General features: G+C 64.3%; 16 protein-coding genes. 10 read left to right on the plus strand and 6 right to left on the minus strand.

The window, feature by feature from the left end:
• Positions 1-24: 24 nt before the first annotated feature.
• The 3 genes from ACT7B3_RS07865 to ACT7B3_RS07875 are packed head-to-tail and all read right to left on the minus strand — an operon-like array spanning position 25 to position 2,613.
• Positions 25-822, minus strand: coding sequence for a fumarylacetoacetate hydrolase family protein (locus ACT7B3_RS07865; protein WP_445157510.1), 798 nt, complete (start codon positions 820-822; stop codon positions 25-27).
• A gap of 10 nt (positions 823-832) precedes the next feature.
• Positions 833-1,609 (minus strand): glucose 1-dehydrogenase, encoded by a 777-nt coding sequence (locus ACT7B3_RS07870; protein ID WP_445157511.1) that lies wholly within the window; start codon positions 1,607-1,609, stop codon positions 833-835.
• Positions 1,606-2,613 (minus strand): flavin reductase, encoded by a 1,008-nt coding sequence (locus tag ACT7B3_RS07875; protein ID WP_445157512.1) that lies wholly within the window; start codon positions 2,611-2,613, stop codon positions 1,606-1,608. Before ACT7B3_RS07875 ends, ACT7B3_RS07870 begins: the two co-directional genes overlap by 4 nt.
• A gap of 226 nt (positions 2,614-2,839) precedes the next feature.
• Between ACT7B3_RS07875 and ACT7B3_RS07880 the strand changes: the two genes are divergently transcribed.
• Both ACT7B3_RS07880 and ACT7B3_RS07885 read left to right on the plus strand, forming a co-directional pair.
• Positions 2,840-4,243 carry a coniferyl aldehyde dehydrogenase gene (locus ACT7B3_RS07880; protein ID WP_445157513.1) on the plus strand — a complete coding sequence of 468 codons (1,404 nt, stop codon included), beginning with the start codon at positions 2,840-2,842 and terminating at the stop codon, positions 4,241-4,243.
• A 15-nt stretch (positions 4,244-4,258) separates the two neighbouring features.
• Entirely contained in the window at positions 4,259-5,005 is a 747-nt protein-coding gene (locus ACT7B3_RS07885; RefSeq protein WP_445157514.1) for an enoyl-CoA hydratase/isomerase family protein, read from the plus strand.
• Between the two features lie 68 nt (positions 5,006-5,073).
• Here the strand turns inward: ACT7B3_RS07885 and ACT7B3_RS07890 are convergent, their stop codons facing one another.
• From ACT7B3_RS07890 to ACT7B3_RS07900, 3 genes are all read right to left on the minus strand, one after another.
• Positions 5,074-6,705, minus strand: coding sequence for a DUF1302 domain-containing protein (locus ACT7B3_RS07890; RefSeq protein ID WP_445157515.1), 1,632 nt, complete (start codon positions 6,703-6,705; stop codon positions 5,074-5,076).
• Between the two features lie 35 nt (positions 6,706-6,740).
• A complete protein-coding gene (locus tag ACT7B3_RS07895) occupies positions 6,741-8,129 on the minus strand; it encodes a DUF1329 domain-containing protein (RefSeq protein WP_445157516.1) in 1,389 nt (462 codons plus the stop codon).
• A 124-nt stretch (positions 8,130-8,253) separates the two neighbouring features.
• Positions 8,254-9,345 (minus strand): Rieske 2Fe-2S domain-containing protein, encoded by a 1,092-nt coding sequence (locus ACT7B3_RS07900; protein WP_445157517.1) that lies wholly within the window; start codon positions 9,343-9,345, stop codon positions 8,254-8,256.
• Between the two features lie 202 nt (positions 9,346-9,547).
• Between ACT7B3_RS07900 and ACT7B3_RS07905 the strand changes: the two genes are divergently transcribed.
• The 8 genes from ACT7B3_RS07905 to ACT7B3_RS07940 all read left to right on the plus strand — a co-directional run bounded on the left by ACT7B3_RS07905 (position 9,548) and on the right by ACT7B3_RS07940 (position 21,039).
• On the plus strand, positions 9,548-10,654 hold the full coding sequence (locus tag ACT7B3_RS07905; protein WP_445157518.1) for an MBL fold metallo-hydrolase: 1,107 nt from the start codon (positions 9,548-9,550) through the stop codon (positions 10,652-10,654).
• Positions 10,655-10,689: 35 nt separating this feature from the next.
• On the plus strand, positions 10,690-12,402 hold the full coding sequence (locus ACT7B3_RS07910) for a class I adenylate-forming enzyme family protein (protein WP_445157519.1): 1,713 nt from the start codon (positions 10,690-10,692) through the stop codon (positions 12,400-12,402).
• Positions 12,403-12,548: 146 nt separating this feature from the next.
• Complete coding sequence (locus ACT7B3_RS07915; RefSeq protein ID WP_445157520.1) at positions 12,549-14,273, plus strand: FAD-binding protein; 1,725 nt, start codon at positions 12,549-12,551, stop codon at positions 14,271-14,273.
• A complete protein-coding gene (locus tag ACT7B3_RS07920; RefSeq protein ID WP_445157521.1) occupies positions 14,270-15,028 on the plus strand; it encodes an SDR family oxidoreductase in 759 nt (252 codons plus the stop codon). Before ACT7B3_RS07915 ends, ACT7B3_RS07920 begins: the two co-directional genes overlap by 4 nt.
• A gap of 36 nt (positions 15,029-15,064) precedes the next feature.
• A complete protein-coding gene (locus ACT7B3_RS07925; RefSeq protein ID WP_445157522.1) occupies positions 15,065-16,639 on the plus strand; it encodes a FadD3 family acyl-CoA ligase in 1,575 nt (524 codons plus the stop codon).
• A gap of 262 nt (positions 16,640-16,901) precedes the next feature.
• Entirely contained in the window at positions 16,902-18,491 is a 1,590-nt protein-coding gene (locus ACT7B3_RS07930) for an MFS transporter (protein WP_445157523.1), read from the plus strand.
• 188 nt (positions 18,492-18,679) lie between these two features.
• The gene (locus ACT7B3_RS07935) at positions 18,680-19,852 is read left to right on the plus strand and encodes an acyl-CoA dehydrogenase family protein (protein ID WP_445157524.1); all 1,173 of its coding nucleotides are present in this window, start codon (positions 18,680-18,682) and stop codon (positions 19,850-19,852) included.
• Positions 19,849-21,039, plus strand: coding sequence for an acyl-CoA dehydrogenase family protein (locus ACT7B3_RS07940; protein WP_445157525.1), 1,191 nt, complete (start codon positions 19,849-19,851; stop codon positions 21,037-21,039). The genes ACT7B3_RS07935 and ACT7B3_RS07940 overlap by 4 nt, the downstream gene beginning before the upstream one ends.
• The last annotated feature ends 91 nt before the right edge of the window (positions 21,040-21,130 follow it).

The raw sequence follows: 21,130 nt of genomic DNA on the forward strand, positions 1-21,130 counted from the left end.
GCGTTCTCTCGTCGTGTCGCGGGGTCAGCAGAAAGCGATATGGCTGCTGCCGAGGCCCTCGATGGTGAGTGCGAAGCGGTCGCCGGCGGTGACCGGCAGCAGGGGAGCCAGGGCGCCGGAGAGGATGAGGTCGCCGCGCCGCAGGGGGAGGCCGTAGGCCCCCAGGGTGTTGGCCAGCCAGGCGACCGCCTCGGCGGGGTGGCCCTGCACCGCGGCGCCGGAGCCTTCCGCCACCAGCGCATCGTTCTGGTGGATCGTCATGCGCACGCTGGCCAGGTCGAGCTCGCGTGGGGAGAGGCGTGACTCGCCGATGACGAAAACGCCGCAGGAAGCGTTGTCGGCTACGGTGTCCTGGATGCGGATCTGCCAGGCTTCGATGCGCGAGTCGACGATCTCGAAGCAGGGAGCCACCCACTCGGTGGCGGCCAGGACAGCGTCTCGGGTGACGCCCGATGTGGGCAGGTCATCGCTGAGCATGAAGGCGATCTCGCCCTCGGCTCGGGGCTGAATCAGGCCCGCCCGGGCAAGCGAGATGGTGCTGCCGTTGGCGTACAGCATGCGGTCGGTCAGGAACCCGAAGTCGGGCTGATGGACGTTGAGCATCTCCTGAACGGCGCGACTGGTGACGCCGATCTTCTTGCCGATCAAACGTTCCCCCTCCGCCTCCCGGGCGCGCAGCGCCTGGAGGGAGATGCGGTAGGCCTCATCGATGGTCAGGTCAGGATAGCGATCGGTCAGCGGAGGAAGGGTGTAGCCTCCCCGCAGGGCCCCGAGGAGCTCCTCGGCGATGGCGTGGGTACGGTTGTCGGTAATGATGGTCACGATGAGCTCCTCAGCCGGGCCAGACGCTGCTTTCGGCACCACCGTCTACCTCGAGCACCTTGCCGGTGACCCAGGCGGCGGCGGGCGACGCCAGATAGAGTGCGGCGGCGGCGATATCCTCAACGCTGCCGATGCGCTTGAGCGGGGTGTTCTCGGCCATGCCGGCCAGCATCTTTTCCGGCACCACGTTCTGCAGGGCCTGGGTCAGGATCGGCCCCGGGGCGATGGCGTTGATGCGAATGTCCGGGGCGAAGTCCTGGGCCAGCAGACGGGTCAGATGAGTGAGCGCAGCCTTGGCCGTGCCGTAGGCGCTGAAGTGCGGCTGGATATAACGGGCGGCGCCGGAGGTGATGTTGATCACGCTGCCGCCGCCGGCCTCGCGTAAGTGGGGCACGCAGAGCTGGGTCAGGGAGTAGGCCGAGGTCACGTTGAAGTGCAGCACGGCATCGAGTTCTTCCGGCGACATCTTGAGCGGATGGTTAGGACCGGCCCCACCGGCATTGTTCACCAGCTGCGTCAGCCTGCCCATGTCGGCGGCGGCACGCTGGATGAGTACACGGCGCTCCTCGTCGTTAGTCACATCGCAGCTAATGGCCAGGGCGCGGCGTCCCTGGGCACGAACCTCTTCGGCCACCTTTTCGACATCTTCGAGGGTGCGGGCCGCACAGACCACGTCTGCGCCGGCTTCGGCGTAGGCCAGGGCGATGGCGCGCCCGAGGCCTCGGCCGGCGCCGGTAACGATGGCTACCTGGCCATGCATGGAAAAACGCTCGAGGATCGAGGTCATGGGAGATACTCCTTAGACGTGGCCGATTCATCGGCGACCCACAGATCCGGCAGCCCTGGGTCGCTGTCGTTGATCAAGCGCTTGAGCAGGAGCTTGAGGATCTGGGCGTCGCTCTCGCCAAGCCGCTCGGTAAGCGTCTGCTCGACAGCCTTGGCGGCAGCGATCTGGTGTAGCGAGGCCTCGCGGCCATCAGCGGTCAGCCGGTAGCGGTCCACGCTGTCACGCGACTCAGCGGCGATGAGCCCGCGCTGCGTCAGGGCGTCGAGGTCCAGCCGGGTGACGGGGCTGCCCGTATAGCCGATGAAGGCGTTAAGCTCGGCCAGCGACTGCCGGTCGCGGATCAGCAGCACGGAGAGGATATAAAAGAGGTGATCGCTCAGTTCCGTGGCCTGCTGCGTCTCGCGCAGCTGGTAGAGCAGCTGGAAGTGGGCGCGACCCAGCAGGTAGCCGAGCAGGTCTTCGGTATAGACGCAATCGGGCGGCGGCACGACGCTGGTCAGGCGCGGTGGCTCGTGGGGCTTGCGCGTGGTGACCGCATACTGACCACCCTGGAAGACCAGCGGGGGGCGCTCGCTGCGATCGAAGGCGAGCACCTCGCCGACGAAGATGAGGTGGTCGCCGCCGTCGTGAACGAAGAGCGTTCGACATTGGAAGCGCGCGGCACACCCCTGCAGCAGCGGCGCCGGGGAGATTCCCTCGTCCAGCGCGAGACCGGCAAACTTATCCTCGCCGCGGGAAGCAAAGCGGTTCGATAGCGGTTCCTGCTCCAGGGCCAACACATGTACGTTCCAGTGCTGGGACTCCTTGAAGGTCGGCAGGCTGAAGGCAGATTTGGCCAGGCTCCACAGCACCATGGGGGGCGACATGGAGACCGAGTTGAAGCTGTTGGCGGTAATGCCGACGGGAGCGTCATCGTTGCCACGAGCCGTGATGATGGTAACGCCGGTCGTGAAGGTGCCCAAGGCGCTGCGAAAAGCGCGGGTATCGAAACTGGTCTGGCTCATGGGGGACTCCTGATGCGGCTAGTCATGGCAGTATCTGAGCCCCGTGACGGGGTCTCATCGTCTTTCCGGACTAACTGAGCTGCTAAGAGTCGTCCGCATGGACGTTGCCGGATCGCCAGTGGAAAGAAATGCTGAGCGCGTAGCCCTTGGTGCTGCTGACAACATAACTACAGGTACAGGAGCGTTCGGTATGACTGAGCAGGCCGTCGAAAGAGCACGACACGAGATGCAAGCGCCTCTGGCAACGCTGCGCCAGGCGGCGGATGGAGAAGGAGTGGCGCCTGCCGCCGAGCGCCGGCGGCGGCTGCAGCAGGTCATCGACATGCTGGTCGATAGCCATGCGCCGCTGGTGCAGGCGATGGACGAGGATTTCGGGGGACGCCCCGCGGAGCTCTCGCTTGCCAACGATATTCTCGGCTCGCTTTCCTCCCTCAAGCATGCCCGCGACCATTGCGCCGCCTGGATGCAACCTCAGCCGCGCCAGCCCTTTGCCCCCTACGAGCAGCTGGGCGCCGAGGCCTGGGTGCAGTACCAGCCCAAGGGGGTGGTCGGCATCATTGGTACTTGGAATGCCCCGCTTTATACCCTGCTGAGCCCGCTGGCCTGCGTGCTTGGTGCCGGCAACCGGGCCCTTCTTAAGCCTTCCGAGCTAGCGCCCCGCACGGCCGAGGTGCTGGTCGAGGCCTTTTCGCGCCACGTCGACCCTGACCTCGTCCAACTGGTGACCGGTGGGCCCGAGGTGGGCGCCGCCTTCGCAGGGCTGCCCCTGGACCACCTGGTCTTCACCGGCAGTACGGCGGTGGGGCGTAAGGTCATGGAAGCGGCCGCCCAGAACCTGGTGCCGGTGACCCTGGAACTCGGCGGAAAATCGCCGGCGGTGGTCGGGCGCAGTGCCGATCTGGCTACGGCGGCCTGGCGGCTGGCGCTGGCCAAGTCCGTCAATGCCGGTCAGCTGTGCATCAGCCCTGATCTCGTGCATGTGCCGCGGGAGCGGCTCGAGGAGTTTCTCGGCGCCTTCCAGGAGGCCTACGCCGGCTTCTACCCACGCGTTGCCGATAACACTCAGGCCGTGGCCATCATCAACGACCACCATCTGGCGCGCATCGAGTCGCTGGTGGAAGAGGCCCGCGGACTTGGCGCTCGCGTCGAGACGGTTCCCAACGAAGAGGTCGTGGCAGGCAGCCGCCGGCGCCCGCTCAGCCTGGTGGTCGCTCCCCCGCAGGCGTGCCGCATCCTTAGCGAGGAAATCTTTGGACCTGCCCTGGTGGTACTGCCCTATGACAGCCTGGAGGAGGTGATCGAGGGCATCAACGCCGGTGACCGGCCGCTGGCGCTCTACCACTTTGGCGAGGACGCCCAGGAGCGCCGCCGCCTGCTGGAGCAGACCCTGTCGGGGGGGGTGACCCTCGATGATGCCCTGATGCATGCCGCCATGCATGACGCTCCCTTCGGTGGCGTAGGGGCCTCCGGCATGGGGCGCTACCACGGCTGGGAAGGCTTCCAGGAGTTCAGCCACCCGCGCACCGTCTTCAAATCGCCGGCTCAGGACCCGCGCGCCGAGTGGGGCATGCTGCCGCCCTATGGCGGTCACCTGCGGGAGATGCTGCTGGCCCAGGTCACCCCGGAATAAACCAAGGAGAGAACCGTGGCCGACGGTCTGACGATTCATCGAAAGGATGGCGTGCTGAGCCTGGTCCTCAGCCGCCCCGAGCGCCTCAACGCTCTCGACAGCGCGCTCTATCATGCCCTGGCCGACGCCCTCGAAGCGGGTGATCGAGACATCGACATCCAGGCGATTCGGCTGACGGGGGAGGGAGGAAGCTTCTGCGCGGGCAACGACCTGCGGGACTTCCTCGACTATGACGGCAGCCCCGACGGGCTCGCGGGCCCCCGCCGCCTGCTATTGACCCTGGCCGGCCTCGAGACGCCACTGTTGGCAGGCGTGCAGGGCCACGCCGTCGGGATCGGCACCACCCTGCTGCTGCACTGCGACCAGGTGATCTGCTGCGAGGAGGCGAAGTTTCGCCTGCCCTTCACGCAGCTCGGTGTAGTACCGGAAGGAGGCAGCAGCAAGCTCTTGGTTGACTGGCTGGGGCACCCGCGCGCGTTTGACCTTCTGGTCATGGGAGAGAGCTGCGATGCCGCCACGGCTCGGCAGCTCGGGCTGGTGAACCGGGTGGTGGAACACGCGGCCCTGGAGCAGGCGCTCGACGAGCGCATCAGGACGGTTATGTCGCTGGATCCAAAGGCGGTGCGGCAGGCCAAGCGCCTGCTCAAGGGCCACGGACGCAGGGAGGCGCTTCAGCAGGCAATCGCCGAGGAGCTGGAGCACTTTGCTCGGCTGCTTGCGGGGGAAAGGGCGCAGCGCGCCATTCGGGCGCTGCTGGGCTGACTCTGTTGCGTAACGCAAGGCGCCCCGCCTGCTGGCGGGGCGCTTGTGGCGTGACGCTCTGCTTCGATTTACCAGGCCTTGCGAATCACCAGTGAGGCGTAGTCGCGGTCGGCCAGTCGGCGTTCCTTGACGGGATTATCCACCTCGACCCCACCCAGGTAGGTAAGGTAGCTGACGCCCACTTCCAGGCCGCTGCGATGGATAAAGTTGGCGCCTACACTCAGACGATGATCGCCTTCCCCGCCAACGCCTCCGGTCAGGGTGCGGCCGCTGAGCTGCCGCGAGTAGCTGATGGGAATTCCCAAGTCCCAACTCTCGGTGAACCCCGGATAGTCTAGAATTGCCGAGCCTTGGAAGGCGAAGCCGTGTCCAGTATAGAAAAGCTCGTCTGTTGTCGGCGCGACCGCTTCAGGCAGAGCATCGGTGCCCGGCAGCCGCCTTGACTCCACGTCCATGATATCCACATAAGAGAGCTCACCGATCAGGGTGACAGAGTCGGCGAAGGAAGTGCGCCCCACGTTATAGAAGGCGTTCAGGTTGGTCTGCATGATATCCGCCCGTGTCGGGCTGGGAATTGTATTGAAGCTCCCCTGCTGGTTCATGATCTGAGTGCTGACCAGCGTGGGGGCGCCCTTCTTGTAGGTCACTTCACCCGCGTAGGAGACATTGCCTCGTGACGTGGTAAAGGTGGCGCCATAGAGCTCGATATCGTCGAAGTAGCGAATGGCGTATTCGCCCTGACCGCCATTGGCCAACGGGTTGATTTCGGTAAGTGGGATGCGGTCATGGTAGTTGAGGTAGTAGAGGCCAAGTTCTGTGTTCATGCCCAGCCGATAGCGTGTACCGATGCCCCACTGGCCCTGCTTGTTGCCCGGCTCGATATCGCTGCCGCGCGGCGCGAAGGTACAGGCACCGTTGATGACCGGTCCCAGGCACTGGGCGCCGCGGCCGACGGCGCTGCTGGTACTGAGATAGCTGCCGGGTTCCGGGACTTGTGTTTCATGCCAGTCATATTGCCAATGGCCCAAGAAAGACCAGTTGTTGCCGGCCTGGAGCTGGAAAGAGATCTGGTCCTCGGGCAGCAGCTGGTCCTTGACCTCAGTGCCCGGCACACCGGTACGGGAGCCATCGGCGGGACCTTGGGCCATGGAGAGGCTCGGCATGAAGAGCGCCTCGCCCCAGGCCACCACGTGGCGGCCCGCGCGCAGGTTCAGAAAGGCGTTGTTGCCAAGTTCGAGATCGGTATAGCCGTAGAAATCCAGGAAGCGGGAGTAGCCACCGTGGTAGCGACGCGCCTCGGGAGTGAACTCTCCGGGTGGCGTGTCGTAGTTGGTCAGCTCGCTCTCGCTGGAAGTGGAGCGTCGGTAGACATCGTCGTAGAAAGTGCTGGCAGAAACCACCAGCCCCAGGTTGTCACGACGGGTATGGGTTTCCAGCAGCAGGCTTGCACGGTTGGCGGTCAGATCGCCTCTGGCAAAATTTTCGTTGCCTTCATTGCCAGGGCCGCGCAGTCGGTTATCACGGCTCTGAGTGCGCGCGGATAGCGAATAGCTGGTGGTTGCCTTCCAGTCGAGGGTGGCATCGGCCGGAAGGTTGATGGTGTTACTAGCCGCAGCACTTGATGATACGGCTGCTGTGATAATAGCAGCCGCTATCGGCGTCACCTTGGTGAGGGGAGGGCTGACGTTGAGTGGTCTCATGTTAGTCTCTTCTCTTGGTATTATTATGGTTATTATCAGTGGCTGAGACGGCGCAGGGCTGCCGGTGTGAACATATCCGGATTCAGGTCGCCCTTGTTGAGCTCAGCCGCTCGATCGAGATCCTGAAACAGGTTGAGAGCGATATAACCCCCGGTGGTGAAGTCGTGATAGAAGCTGGTGCCGGCGTGCCAGGCACTGGTGCTGGGCGAGTAGTAGTAGTTGACGAAGGCATGCTGGACAAGCTCGCCGCGGCGATCGTAGTAGTCGCTGATCACGCCGTGCCAGGTATCCTCATCGATATAGAGGGTGCGCTTGCCATATTTGTGGCGATATTCATTCTTAAGCGTCCCTTCAATCACCCAGACGCGGCGCAGCTCATAGCGCATGTGATCGGGGTTGGCGTGCCCAGGAGTAAGTAGGCTATCGTAGCTGACTCGGTTCGAGTGAATGCGGTAGGCATTGGCAGGGATATAGATCTCTTTCTTCCCGATCAGCTCCCAGTTATATCGGTGAGGAGAGCCATTCATCAGGCGATCCTGGTCAATGGTGATCTTCCCCGATGTCCCGGCATATGGCGTATCAAAACCATACTCGGGAACTTGGCGTACGCGGCGAGTGCCGGGGTTATAGCTCCAGGCAAGGCGGTCGTCGGTAAAGTTGATCGGCTCCGAGCTGACCGTCACGTTACCACGATTGCGAGCCGGAAGCTGGGTGCCGGTTCGCGAGTAGGCCATGACCCCGTTGGTCCCTTCACCGACCGGGGTTCCCATATTGTCGGGATGGGTCGTGACGTTGAGATTCAGGTTTTCCACCCGCCCCCAGCTAATATTGCCGTTGGAGCTGACATCCGCGATATCCCGCTGCCAGTTTGACTCGGTGAAGGCGCGATAGGGGTTATTATGGTTGGCCAACACTTCCATGGCATTGGAGGGAATGGGGAAGGGGATGGCGCCGTTGTATCCGGTAAAGCCCATACCCCCATCGATCAGCTCGGCCTCCAGTGCGTTTTTCTTGGCGATCTCGCATACCTGATCGGGATAGCGGAAGTCTCGTCTGCCTTCGTAGACGGGGATCTGGAAGGTTCCCGAATAGCGCTCCAGCATCGCTTTCTGACCTGCCGTCAGGTTGTCGGCATGGTCGCGCCAGTTCTGACCATCAATGACAAAAATTGGGCGGTCATCGGGGTAGGGGTCAACGGGGTGTTGTCCCACATGCTTCTGATAATTGACGTGAGGCGGTGTTCCCAGCCATTTTCCTGAGAAAGGAGGAATAGTGCCTTCCGCGTTGCCCGAGGCTTCGGCACCAACGCAGGTCAGGTCGTTGCCGAGACGGGCGGCGTCCTGTGGTGTAACGGCGCCCTGGACCGGTGTTGTTAGCAGTATCAAAAACGAGCTGGTGCCGATAATCGTAGGTATTGTTTTCATGCTGCCTCCGAGCTATTTGAGTAACGAAAGTGCGCGCTGCAGTTGTCATGCCTCATTGGAAAATCTAGGAGGCATTTATTCCGGGTGAATCGTCTGATTGAACTAGGCGCGTGTCTGTCGATGGTTATTGGCTATAGGCCGTGGCCCCCTTGGGCACGTAGACACCGTCGGACTGCTCGGTAAACTCCCGGGACATGGAGCGCGGGTTATAAAACTGCTTGTACCAGATACGGGCTTTCATGAAGGGGCCGTCGCTGGGAATAAAGAGCCCATTCAGGCAGGGGGCCTTGTTCATCCAGACCTCAAAGTCCTGCATGAAGGCGTGAAGGCTAGCCTGCTGAAACTGGCGCGCTGCGATGACGTCCTGGGTGTTGACCTCGCGATTGCCACCCGGTGACTTAACCAGCAGCGCGTGCCAGACCTTGATGGAGCCATCCTCTATCGGGGTGTGGGTGATCATCAAAATGGCATCGTGCATGCCGGTCATGTTGCTGATGAGTACGCCTGGCCCATGGTAGGTCGTGATGGTGTGGAGGATCGGCTGACCGCCGTGCTCGTCGACCAGCGTACGGTGCGGGCCGCACTGACGCTGAGTGGCCAGGTGGCCGTCGAATTCATTTTCGTAGCGCTCCACGGTGGAGCCGTGGATGGGCCCTAGGTGGCCGTAATCGCAGATGTTGTCGATGACTTCCTGGGGGTGCTGATTCAGCGTGCCAAGATCATCGAACTGCCATCGCACCCAACTTGACTGATCCCATTCGTCGAGAGCCGGGGCGCTCCACTCCGGCTCGCCGCCCTCGGGGTCGTGCCAGATCCAGATGGCGCCGAGGCTCTCCACCACGGGCCACGACTTGACACAGGCGGTCTTCGGAATAGGGCCTTCATGGTAGGGAATGTCATCGCACTGGCCATCGGGACCAAAGCGCCAAGCGTGGTAGGGACAGCGAATGCTGTCGCCCTCGATATTGGTGCCATGGCCGTCGATGATCACGTAGGAGGTATCGTTGCGTGCGGCCAGGTGGGTCTTCATATGGGGACAGTAGGCATCCAGCAGCACGATCCTGCCGGTTTCCTGTCCGCGATAGAGCGCAAAGTCCTTGCCGAAGAAGCGCAGCGCAAGCGGCTTGTGGCTGTTGACCTCTTCCGAAGTGGCGATCATGAACCACCCCCGTGGGAAGGTGAATTCGCCGAGCCGGTACTCCTGAGATGTCGCCATATTCTTGTCCTCTGGTGTGGGCGTGTCGGTTCGATTCTCGGGAAGCCGCTTATAGGGGGCATACCCTATTTGGACGATGGGGCTGTGATGGGGCATCGTCCTTTTGGACGTATTGAGGGCGTTGTCCGCTGACTAGATTGGGCACAAGCGCCGACCGCCGTCGTTGCGGTCTGCAGCAGATTGGCCAAGCAGGAGGTGGAGCATGGTGGCGGCAGAAGCGGCAGTGCGCAGGGAGCGGCGTCGTAAGGAGCGAGCGGCTCTGGAATTCCCTCTGGTCAGGCCCGAGTCGGCGATGGCTCCGGTGGAGGTGGTCGACGGAATCCTATGGGCGCGGCTGCCCATGCCAATGGCGCTGGATCATGTCAACGTTTACCTGCTGAGAGACACGGACGGTTGGTGGCTGGTTGACACCGGGCTGAACCTGGCGGAAACCCGCGGCATCTGGGAGTCGTTGGCCGCACAGACGCTGGACGGGCTGCCCTTCAAGGCGCTGATCTGCACCCACTTTCATTACGATCATACGGGACTGGCCAGTTGGCTGATGGAGCGCTTCGATGTGCCTCTGTATATGAGCCACGGAGAATTCTTTGCGATGCGCGGCCTGGGTGGCGTCGGGAATGAGGCTCAGCGACGGCAGATGCAGGCCTATTTTCGCGCTGGCGGCTTTGCCGACGAGCAGAGCGAGGCGCTGCTGGCCGCCTTCGGCCGTGACCGCTTCATGCCTCAGCATCCCACCAGTTTCCGCAGGCTGCGCGACGGCCATCTCCTTGAGATCGGAGGGCGCGAGTGGCGGCTCATCGCGGGAGAAGGGCACTCGCCGGAACATCTCTGCCTCTACTGCGAGCAGGAGGCGTTGCTGATCGCCGGCGACCAGCTGCTACCGGAGATCAGCCCGAACATCCTGGTGAGCGACGTGGAGCCTGAGGCGGACCCGCTGAGTGGCTGGTTCAGCTCCCTCGAGCGCTTGAGCGAACTTGAGGCAGAGACGCTGGTGCTGCCGTCCCACGGCCAGCCGTTTCGCGGCTTGCCGGCACGCATCGAACAGCTCCAGGCGCACCATCATCGGCACCTCGAGCACCTGATGGCGATGGGGCACGCCGGTGATGGCTTCAGCGTGGTGGAGGCCATGTGGCAGCTCTTCCCCCGCGAGCTGCCCCCCACCGAGCAGTTTCTCGCCTTCGGTGAGACGCTGGCGCACTTGAACTGGCTATCCCGGCGGGGGCTGCTGTGCCGGGAGCTTGGGGAGGGCGGCGTCTACCGGTACTCTGGCGGGGAGGGTGAGCTGCCCGCCCTGGCACCCAAGGGGTGATACAGAACAACACGACAACAAACAGGAGCGATACGATGATGGATGGGGCGACTCACACTGCGATACAGCAGCGGTTGCTGGCCGATGCCAGCCCCTTTGCGCTGGACTCAATGACGCTGAACGGTCACCGGCTGGCTATCTATCGTCATGCACCGGAGACCCTGCTGCAGGTGCTGGAGGAGGCGCGCGGTCATGGCGATGCCCCCTTTATCAAGTACCTCGATCGCCTTTGGACCTTTGCCGATTTCACGCGTGGCGTCGATTCCCTGGCGGCCTGGCTACTGGCGCAAGGAGTCGAGGCCGGGGATCGCGTGGCCATTGCCATGCGCAATCGCCCCGAGTGGGCGGTAGCCTTCATGGCAGCGGTGCGGGTCGGGGCCTTGCCTGCCCCCCTGAACAGCTTTGGCCAGGGCGACGAACTGCGCCAGGCGCTGGCCTACCTGGAGCCTGCGGTGCTGTGCTGTGACCGCGAGCGCCTCGACCGGCTGGCCGGTCAGACCGGCGTGCCCGGCTGCCGTCTGGTGGTGGCCGGCAACGACGAGGGCCTGCCTCTGGGCGAGGCCACCCGCTTCGAATCGGCGCTTTCGGCCTGGCCCGAGCCTCGGCTTCCGGAGGTGAGGGTCGATCCTGATTCTCCGGCGCTGATCCTGTTCACCTCGGGAGCGACGTCGCGCCCCAAGGGAGTGGTCTCGAGCCATCGCGCCGTGGGTCAGGCGCTGTTCAATATCGACTTCATCGGCGCTCTGTCGGGGATGACGTCGCCCAAGGCCGTCAAGCGGATCGAAGCACAGCGCCGCCCTTCGGTTACCCTGACCGCGGTGCCGCTGTTCCATGTGAGCGGGCTGCATGCTCAGCTGTTGACCGCTATGCGACACGGCCGGCAGCTGATCTTCATGCATCGCTGGAGCGCCGTCGATGCGCTGGCGTTGATGCGCAGCGAAGGCGTCACCCAGTTCAACGGGGCGCCCTCCATGGTGCGCCAGCTGGTAGTGGCGGCCGAGGAGCGCGATGACGATATCCTGGAGGGGCTCTGGGGCATGGGGTTCGGCGGCTCGGGCGTGCCGGACTCGCTGCTGGACAAGGTGCTGTCGCGCTTCCCGGAGCAGATGATCGGCATCGGCTTCGGCATGACCGAAACCAACGGCGCTGTCAGCGCGGTGTCTGGCGAGCTGTTCCGCGGGCGGCCCCGCAGCTCCGGCCCGCTGTCGCCCCTTTTCGATGTGCAAATCCTGGCGCCGGACGGTGAAGCGCTGCCAGCGGGTGAAGTGGGTGAAGTCTGTGTGCGGGGCGTGACCCTGATGCAGGGGTACTGGCGAGAGCCCGAGGCAACGGCTGGTGCGCTGGAGCAGGGCTGGCTGAGGACCGGCGATCTCGGCTATCTCGACGCCGAGGGTTTCCTGTTCATCGTGGATCGCCTCAAGGATGTGATCGTGCGCAGCGGGGAGAACATCGCCCCGGCGGAGATTGAGTCCTGCCTGACTGCCCACCCGGCGGTGGCCGAGGCCGCGGTGTTCGGTATTCCCGATGAAGAGACCGGTGAGGCGGTGGCGGCCTTGGTCGCGCTGAGGGAGGGCCAGTGGGTGGAGGAGTCGGAGCTGCAGGCCCATGTGCGCCACCACCTGGCCGGCTACAAGGTGCCGTCGGCCATCCGCATCAGGCACGATGCCCTGCTGCGGAACCCTGCCGGCAAGCTGCTCAAGAAGCATCTGCGCGAAGACTTTCTGCAGGACACCGCCCAGCTGCAATAGCCGGCATGCACCGTAGTCCACTTTGACGATGATGGGAGGCCCAAGGCCTCCCATCATGCGTTGTAGTGGCTGCTTTGACCCTGCGTGCCGCCGCGTTGGCCGCAGAAGGAGCTGGCTTGACAATGACAATGCCGGGAGACAGGTGGATGACCTCTTACGCGCAACCCGTGGAGTCCTTCGATGTCGTCGTGGTGGGCTCCGGAGCCGGGGCCATGACGGCGGCACTCTTCGCTGCCGAAAGCGGGATGAAGACCCTGATCGTCGAGAAGAGCGACAGGTATGGCGGCACCTCGGCCCTGTCGGGAGGCGGAATCTGGATCCCCTGCAACTCCCACCTCAAGCGCAAGGGGGGCAGCGACAGTCGCGACCAGGCGCTGACCTACCTGCGCGCGGCCACCCGGGGGGAAATCGAGGAGGAGCGCCTGGAGGCCTATCTCGACCTGGCGCCGAAGATGATCGACGAGCTGGAGCGAATCAGCCATGTGCGCTATGCGGTGGCCGAGAAGTATCCCGACTACTACCCGCACCTGCCCGGGGCCCTGGCGGGCGGGCGCACCCTGGACCCTGAGCTTTTCGATACCAGCCGGCTCGGCGAGGAGCTGGAACACCTGCGCGAGGCGTCGCCCTCGACGCTGCTGATGGGGCGCATCGCCTGGACGGCCCGGGACGCCCATCGCGCTATGGCCCGGGAGCGGGGCTGGCGCGTGATGCTGCTGTGGCTGATGCTGCGCTATAAGCTCGACTTCAAATGGCGACGGCGCTCCAGGCGTGATCGTCGGGCCGGGCTGGGCAGTGCTCTGGTGGCCTCCCTGCGACGCTCTCTGATGGATCGAGACGTACCGCTTTGGCTCAACACCGAGATGCGCGAATTGGTGCAGAGCGATGGCCGCGTTACGGGTATCGTGGTCGTGCGGGAGGGGCGCGAGTGCCTCATCGAGGCCCGTCACGGGGTAATACTGGCCTCCGGCGGCTTCGAGCAGAATCCGGCCCTTCGAGCGCGCTACCTGCCGGCGCCCAGTGACCGGGCCTGGAGTGCGACGCCGCCAGGTAACAACACGGGAGCCGCTCTGGTCGCTGGCCAGGCCCTTGGCGCCGCCACCGAGGGGCTAGAGCGTGCCTGGTGGGCGCCGACCATCAGTGTGGTAGGGGAGGACAAGGCGCGCGGCGTCTTTGCCGAGCGCGCCTTCCCGGGTGCTATCGTTGTCAACGGGCGAGGCGAGCGCTTTGTCAATGAGGCGGCACCCTACCTGGAGTTCGTCGAGGCGATGTATGCCGACAACGCCAGGACCGAGGGTAAGAGCATCCCCGCCTGGGTGATCTTCGACGGCCATTTCCGCTTTCACTACGCCATGGGGCCGCTGATGCCGGCCCAGATCAAGCCCGACAGCCGCCTGCCCCGCGAGTGGCGTGACCGGGTCTATTGGAAGGCAGAGAGCCTGACGGCCTTGGCCCAGAGCATCGGGGTGGACCCCGAAGGCCTGACCCGCACCGTCGCACGGGTCAATCGCTTTGCCCGCGACGGCAAGGACGAGGAGTTCGATCGCGGTGGCAACGTCTTCGACCGCTACTACGGTGATACCAACGTCGCCCCCAACCCCTGTCTGGCGCCTCTGGCCAAGCCACCTTACTACGCCATGCGCCTGGATGCCGGCGATATCGGTACCAAGGGGGGGCTCAAGACCGATGGCAGCGCCCGCGTGCTGAACGAGGCAGGTGAGGTGATCCCCGGGCTCTATGCCATTGGCAACTGCTCGGCGGCGGTGATGGGTCCTTCCTACCCCGGCGCTGGCTCGACCCTGGGGCCGGCCATGACCTTCGGCTATGCGGCGGCGCTGGACCTCGCGACGCAGCATCGGAGGGCCTCGGCATGAGTCAGCGTTTCGAAGGCAAGGTGACGCTGGTGACCGGTGGCGCCAGCGGGATTGGCCTCGCCGTTGCTCGTGGGGTGGTGGAGGAGGGCGGTTGGGTGGTGCTGGCCGACCTGGACGCCGAGGGAGTCGAGAAGGCGCAGGCCGAGCTGGGGCCCCAGGCCAGCGGCATGGTCTTCGACGTTGCAGACGAACAGGGCTGGCGTGACGCCATGGCGTGCGTGGAGAGCCGCCATGGACGCCTCGACGCCCTGATCAACAACGCCGGCGTGCTGGCAGAGGGCAGCATCGAGGAGACCGACCTGGCCACCTGGCAGCGTCTGATGCGGATCAACGCCGACAGCGTCTTTCTGGGTTGTCACCACGCCCTGCCGCTGCTCAAGCGCCAGGGGGGCGCCATCGTCAACCTCTCCTCCATTGCCGCCATCGGCGGCAAGGAGGACTATGCCGCCTACAGCGCCTCCAAGGGTGCCATTGCGGCACTGACGCGCTCCATCGCCAGCCACTGCCGCCGCGAGCGCTACCGGGTGCGCTGCAACTCGGTGCATCCCGACGGCGTGATGACGCCGATGACCGCGGCAACCTACCCTGCAGGCGTCGTGCCCGCTGACTACACCATCCGCCAGGATCCCATGCATCGTCTCTGTCTGCCCGAGGACGTGGCTTCGGGGATCCTGTTCCTGGCCAGCGACGATGCTCAGGCCATCAACGGGATCGAGCTACGCATCGACAGCGGCCAGTTCGTGATGAGTATCTGAGGCCAGGAGGTGAGAGTGAAAGCGGAAACGTCGATCATGGCGCCGAAAACCATACCGGCGCTGCTGTTGCACGCGGCGCGCCGTCATGCCGGTATTGCGGCCCTGGAAGAGGCCGGCGAGCGCATTGACTATGCCGAACTGCCAGGCCGGGTTGCCAGTGTGGCCCGGGCGCTGCTGGCGGTCGGGGTCGAGCCCGGCGACCGGGTGGCGATCTGGGCGCCCAACGAAGTGCGGTGGGTGCTCGCTGCCCTGGCCATTCACTCAGTGGGTGCGGTGCTGGTGCCTCTCAATACCCGCATGAAGGGTCGTGAGGCGAGCGATATTCTGTCGCGCAGCGGGGCCCGGCTGCTGTTTCAGGCGGGAGACTTCCTGGGCCAGGACTATGTGGCGCTGCTCGATGGGCTTATCCCCTCGAGCTTGACGCATCGGGTGCTGGTCAGCGAGCGAGACGCCCCCGGCCAGGAAGGGCTGATGGCGTGGGAGGCCTTCCTCGACGGCGGGCGCAATGTGCCTGAAGAGGCGGTTGCCCTGCGAGCCGCGGCGGTAAGGCCCGAGGATCTCAGCGACCTGCTCTTCACTTCCGGAACCACTGGCCAGCCCAAGGGCGTGATGAGCGAGCATGGCCAGAACCTGCGCGCTTTCGGCGAGTACAGCCGCATCATCGGCCTGAGACCCGGCGACCGCTATCTGGTCATCAATCCCTTCTTCCATGCCTTCGGCTACAAGGCGGGCTGGCTCTCCTGCCTGCTCGCCGGCGCGACCATCCTGCCCCAGGCGGTGTTCGATGCCGCCGAGGTGCTGGAGCGCATCCAGCGAGAACGCATCAGCGTGCTGCCGGGCCCTCCCACGCTCTACCTGTCGCTGCTCTCCGACCCGCGCCTCGCTGCGGCGGACCTCAGCAGTCTGCGCGTGGCGGTGACCGGCTCCTCGAGCATTCCGCCAGTGCTGGTCCGGCGCATGCGCGACGAGCTCGGGTTCGAGGTGGTCACCACTGCCTACGGGTTGACCGAGTGCGGGGGGCTGGCCACCATTTGCGACCCCGGGGAGGATGCCGAGACCATCGCCCATACCAGCGGGCGCGCCATTCCCGGTACCGAGGTTTCGATTCGCGACACCGCGGGCAGGCCCCTGTCGGGTGGCGAGAGCGGCGAGGTCTGCCTGCGCGGTTTTCATGTGATGCGCGGCTATTTCGACAGCCCCGACGCCACCGCCGAGGCTATCGATAGCGACGGCTGGCTGCACACCGGTGACGTGGGCTCCCTGGATGAGCGCGGCAACCTGCGAATCACCGGCCGGCTCAAGGATATGTTCATCGTCGGGGGCTTCAACTGCTATCCGGCCGAGATCGAAGCCATGCTGCTGGAACACCCCGAGGTCGCCCAGTGTGCCGTGATCGGCGTGCCGGACGAGCGGATGGGCGAGGTGGGCTGCGCCTTCATCGTGCCCCGGGGTGACGAGGCCCCGGGGGCGGAGGCGCTGATCGCCTGGTCCCGGGAGCGGATGGCCAACTACAAGGTGCCGCGACATGTGAGAGTGGTCGAGCGCCTTCCGGTTAATGCTTCCAACAAGGTCATGAAGCCTGCCCTGCAGGAGATGTATCGCAGCATTTGAGGTAATCCTTGGTACTTTTGTACTGTCATGCCTGCCTTACGGCAGGCTTTTTTTCTTGTCTTGCCTGCCTTGGGCTACGCGTTTCGCCACCTAGCCCGTCAGGCAGCTGCATGCCTGTTGCCAGTTCTGGTGTTCGATCGTCCATACGGACGACGTCGCCGGTGTCAGCCTGTCGTTAGAGTCTGAGGGCAATTTAATCTACCAGGCTTGAGGGCTGTCCGATGTTCAGCGTAATAGCCTGACACTGGCGAGCGATCCCCCTATGGCGTCAACCTATAACAATCTGAGAGAGGCCTGGGGCAGCAAGTCAACCAGCCCCTGGGTCAGCTTTATTGCTCTCTTGTTTGCGACTTTTGTCACCATCGAGGCCGCAGCATTTCAGGCGCCGGTCTTGCCAAGTGTGACGGCCCATTTCGATATTCCGGTCAATCTGGCTGCTCTGATCCTGATCGCCTACTTTATTGCAGTGGCCGTCTTTGCGCCGATGATGGGCCGGCTGGGAGACCAGTACGGCCGGCGGCGTATGGTTGTCATCGGCCTGGTTGTCTTTGGCGTTTCTGAATTCATGGCCGCCTGGGCGCCTGGCTTTGGGTTCTTCCTGGTGGCTCGCTTCCTGCAGGGGCTGGGCGTGGCCTGCATTTTCCCCGCGGTGTTCAGCTATGTGAATCACCTTTTTCCCGAAGAGAAGCGCGGTACGGCGCTGGGGGTGATGATGTTCATCATGACCCTAGGGGCGGCGACAGGCGGCTTGCTGGGTGGGCTTCTGATCGATGCCTTCGGCTGGCCGAGTGTCTATATCATTAGCGGTATTCTGGCCTTTCTCGGTCTTTTGCCGCTGTTGATTTGGGTTCCAGAAAATCGGGGGGAGGCCGCCTCCGGAAAGTTTGACGGCCTTGGTGCTGTCATGCTGTTCATCACCATTGCCGCTCTGCTGTCGCTGCCCACCTGGGCGGCTAATTTTGGTCGCGCCTCGTGGGTTACCTGGGCTGTGGTGGTAACGGGTATTATCAGCCTGCTGCTGTTATGGCGTCACAGCGGGCGGCACGCAGCGCCTATTCTTGATGTCAGCCTTCTCAAGAATCGGCACTTTGCGGTTCCCAGCGCCATCTACTGGATCCAGATGTTGATGAATAGCGGCATCGTCTATTCATTGGCCTTCTTTATCAATAATCGTCCCGGTGGGTCTGCCTCTCAGTTCGGCATGGTCACACTTGCGCTGTTCGGCTGTACCATGCTGGCTTCCCCGGTTGCCGGCAAGCTTATCGATCGCTTTGAACCCAAATTGATTTCCATTTTTTCATTGCTGGGTAGCCTCCTGGCGATGATGTATTTCGTGCGTATGGAGGTCAATGTGCCTTTGGCAGCTGTGCTTGTCATGGCAGGTTTTATTGGCGTCATGCTGGCCTCCAACAGCACCGCCATGATGAAGTTGGCCCTGGGCGCGGTCCCACCCCATAAGTCCGGGTCAGGGGCTGGCCTGTTCAGCATGCTGCGAGATCTTGGATTGCCGACGGGCTCGTCCTTTGCGCTGGCTATCTTTGGCCTTTCTTCGTCTCTGCATACGCGACGCGTCGTCGAAGAGGCCGCCGATAACATGCAGCTGAGCGAGAGCCTCTCTGCAGAGTTATTCGCGGTGTCGGGTGCCCATTCTGCCGAGCTGAGCGCCGAGCTGACGGCTGCTCTACTCGCCACCGGTAATGAAATCGACCAGGTACTGGAAGCGATCAATGTCGCCTCGCTGGGCGGGGCGATCACCAATGTAGGCTACCTCATGCTGGGCATGTTGGTCCTGGCGCTGGCGCTGACGCCCTGGCTGGCCAGGCGCAGGGATATCCAGGCGATATCGGGCTGACATCCTGGCCTTTAGGCCTTATGGAGCAAGAGCGACGCCGGCAGGATGTTTCTGAACGAGTGTGGCCTTGTACGCTGCGGCGGTAAGGTAGAAAACGAGAAGCACCGCCCGACCCTAGTCCTGTTGCGGTATGCCCGGATTCACAAAAGACGCAACGATTGAGGCATCTGATAACGGGAGGGTGTCCGATGGAGTTTAGCCTGACGGACGAGCAGACGATGATCCGCGACTCCGCCGAGAGCCTGCTGGCCGATCTGTCCGATTCTGCCGCGGTGCGGGCGGCCATGCAGAGCGAGGTGGGGCATGACCCCGCCGTGTGGCGCACGGTAGCCGAGGAGCTGGCCTGGCCGGCGCTGGCGGTACCGGAAGCCCATGGGGGGCTGGGGCTCGGGCCCGTGGAGCTGGCGCTGCTGATGGAGCAGATGGGGCGACGCCTGTTTTGTGCCCCTTTCCTGGCCAGTGCCTGCCTGGCAACCCTGGCGCTGCGCTGTGTCGGCGAGAACGCTGCACAGCAGCGGTGGCTGACGGAGATGGCATCCGGGCGGCGGGTCGCTACCCTGGCCTTCGGTAGCGCTCAGCCCTGGGGGCCAGAGACGCTCTCGGTCGTGGCCACGCCCACGGCGGGGGGGTATCGGCTCGATGGCGAGTGTCGCCAGGTGCTCGAGCTGCAGGCTGCGGACCTGGTGCTGGTGGCGGCGCGGCTGCCCGGTAGTCACGATGCCCGGGGCGTCTGCCTGTTTGCCGTGGAGGCCGACGCTGACGGCGTCACGCGCACGCCGCTGCCGACCCTGGATCAGACTCGGCGGCTGGGCCGGCTGGACCTGGCCGGTGTCGACGTTGCCGCGGCTGCCCGGGTCGGGGCCGAGGGCGAGGCCTGGGCCGGGCTCGAGCAGTGCCTGCGGGTCGGCGCCATCATGCTGGCCGCCGAGCAGCTGGGAGGCGCCCAGGCGTGCTTGGATATGAGCGTTGCCTATACCCTCGAGCGCCACCAGTTCGGTCGTCCCATTGCCGGCTTCCAGGCCATCAAGCACCGCGCCGCGGAGATGATGCTGGCCGTCGAGCGTGCTCGCTCGGCGGTCTACTATGCGGCCTGCGTTGCCGCTGAGGCGCTCGATCCCGAGGGTGATTCTGCGGTAGCGGCCGAGCTTCCCCTGGCTTCCTCGCTGGCCAAGTCCGAGGCCTCAGAGACCTATTTCCACTGTGCCGCTGAAGCGATCCAGCTGCATGGCGGCGTCGGCTTTACCTGGGAGTACGACCCCCACCTCTATCTCAAGCGTGCCCGGGCCGGCGAGGGCTATCTCGGCACACCCGCCTGGCATCGCGAGCAGATGGCCCGTGAGCTGTTGGGAGAGACATCATGAAGATCGGTTTCAGCCGTGACGACGAAGCCTTTCGTCACGAGATCGCAGGCTGGCTCGAGGCCAACCTCAAGGGTGAGTTTGCCGCGCTGCGCTTTCGCGGCGGCCCCGGCGATGAGCACGCCTTCCCCGAAGAGCGCAAGGCCTGGGAACGCCACCTCGCCGAGGGTGGCTGGACCTGCGTGGGCTGGGCAACGGAGCACGGTGGGCGGGGCCTGTCGATCAGCCAGCAGGTGATCTTCCACGAGGAGTATGCCCGCGCCGGCGGCCCCGGGCGAATGGGCCACATCGGCGAAGGACTTGCTGGCCCTACCATTGCCGCCTTCGGTAGCGAAGCTCAACGTCGCCGCTTCCTGCCCGGCATCGTCGAGGGGCGTGAGTTCTGGTGTCAGGGCTATTCGGAGCCCGGGGCAGGCTCCGACCTGGCCAACATCCGTACACGTGCCAGCCTGGACGAGTCCTCGGGACAGTGGGTTCTCAACGGCCAGAAGGTCTGGACGTCCCTGGCCCACGAGTCGGACTGGTGCTTCGTCATCGCTCGCACCGACCCCCAGAGCCGGGGCCGGGAGGGGCTCGCCTTCTTGCTGGTGCCGATGGACCAGCCGGGCATCACGGTGCGCCCCATCGAGCAGCTTACCGGCACCTCGGAGTTCAACGAGGTGTTCTTCGATGATGCCGTGACCGCGGCCGACAATATCCTCGGCGCGCCTGGCGACGGCTGGCGTATCGCCATGGCGTTGCTCGGCTTCGAGCGTGGCGTCTCGACCCTGGGCCAGCAGATGCAGTTTCGCAACGAGCTCGAGTGGCTGATGGCGCGGGCACGCGAGAACGGCAGCGGACGTGATCCGCTGATCAGGCAGCGGCTGGCCCAGGCCTGGAGCGGCTTGACCATCATGCGCTACAACGCCCTGCGCATGCTGTCGGGCCCCCAGGACGGCAGCCTCAGGCCCGAGGCGCTGATCTACAAGCTGGACTGGTCGAGCTGGCATGTGGCCTTGGGCAAGCTGGCCATGGATATCCTCGGCGAGGAGGCGGAGATCCTGGAGGGGGCGCCCTATGCGCTGGGGCGCCTGCAGTCGCTGTTCCTGTTCAGCCGCGCCGACACCATCTACGGCGGTACCAGCGAGATCCAGCGCAATATCATTGCCGAGCGGGCCCTGGGCATGCCCAAGGAGCCGCGGCCGGCCTGAGCTTGGCCGGGTGAGTCGGCATCATTAGAACGCCGCTGGCCGTGGGTTCCCACGTCCAGCGGCGTTTCAGTTGGTGAGCGATTTCAGTTGC

The sequence above is a fragment of the Halomonas sp. E14 genome (genome assembly GCF_052568415.1).

Bases quoted from the DNA above. Each gene is read 5' to 3' on its own strand.
- ACT7B3_RS07870 (WP_445157511.1), bottom strand. From the start codon at position 1,609: ATGACCTCGATCCTCGAGCGTTTTTCCATGCATGGCCAGGTAGCCATC.
- ACT7B3_RS07875 (WP_445157512.1), bottom strand. From the start codon at position 2,613: ATGAGCCAGACCAGTTTCGATACCCGCGCTTTTCGCAGCGCCTTGGGC.
- ACT7B3_RS07880 (WP_445157513.1), top strand. From the start codon at position 2,840: ATGCAAGCGCCTCTGGCAACGCTGCGCCAGGCGGCGGATGGAGAAGGA.
- ACT7B3_RS07890 (WP_445157515.1), bottom strand. From the start codon at position 6,705: ATGAGACCACTCAACGTCAGCCCTCCCCTCACCAAGGTGACGCCGATA.
- ACT7B3_RS07895 (WP_445157516.1), bottom strand. From the start codon at position 8,129: ATGAAAACAATACCTACGATTATCGGCACCAGCTCGTTTTTGATACTG.
- ACT7B3_RS07900 (WP_445157517.1), bottom strand. From the start codon at position 9,345: ATGGCGACATCTCAGGAGTACCGGCTCGGCGAATTCACCTTCCCACGG.
- ACT7B3_RS07905 (WP_445157518.1), top strand. From the start codon at position 9,548: ATGGTGGCGGCAGAAGCGGCAGTGCGCAGGGAGCGGCGTCGTAAGGAG.
- ACT7B3_RS07910 (WP_445157519.1), top strand. From the start codon at position 10,690: ATGATGGATGGGGCGACTCACACTGCGATACAGCAGCGGTTGCTGGCC.
- ACT7B3_RS07915 (WP_445157520.1), top strand. From the start codon at position 12,549: ATGACCTCTTACGCGCAACCCGTGGAGTCCTTCGATGTCGTCGTGGTG.
- ACT7B3_RS07920 (WP_445157521.1), top strand. From the start codon at position 14,270: ATGAGTCAGCGTTTCGAAGGCAAGGTGACGCTGGTGACCGGTGGCGCC.
- ACT7B3_RS07925 (WP_445157522.1), top strand. From the start codon at position 15,065: ATGGCGCCGAAAACCATACCGGCGCTGCTGTTGCACGCGGCGCGCCGT.
- ACT7B3_RS07930 (WP_445157523.1), top strand. From the start codon at position 16,902: ATGGCGTCAACCTATAACAATCTGAGAGAGGCCTGGGGCAGCAAGTCA.
- ACT7B3_RS07935 (WP_445157524.1), top strand. From the start codon at position 18,680: ATGGAGTTTAGCCTGACGGACGAGCAGACGATGATCCGCGACTCCGCC.
- ACT7B3_RS07940 (WP_445157525.1), top strand. From the start codon at position 19,849: ATGAAGATCGGTTTCAGCCGTGACGACGAAGCCTTTCGTCACGAGATC.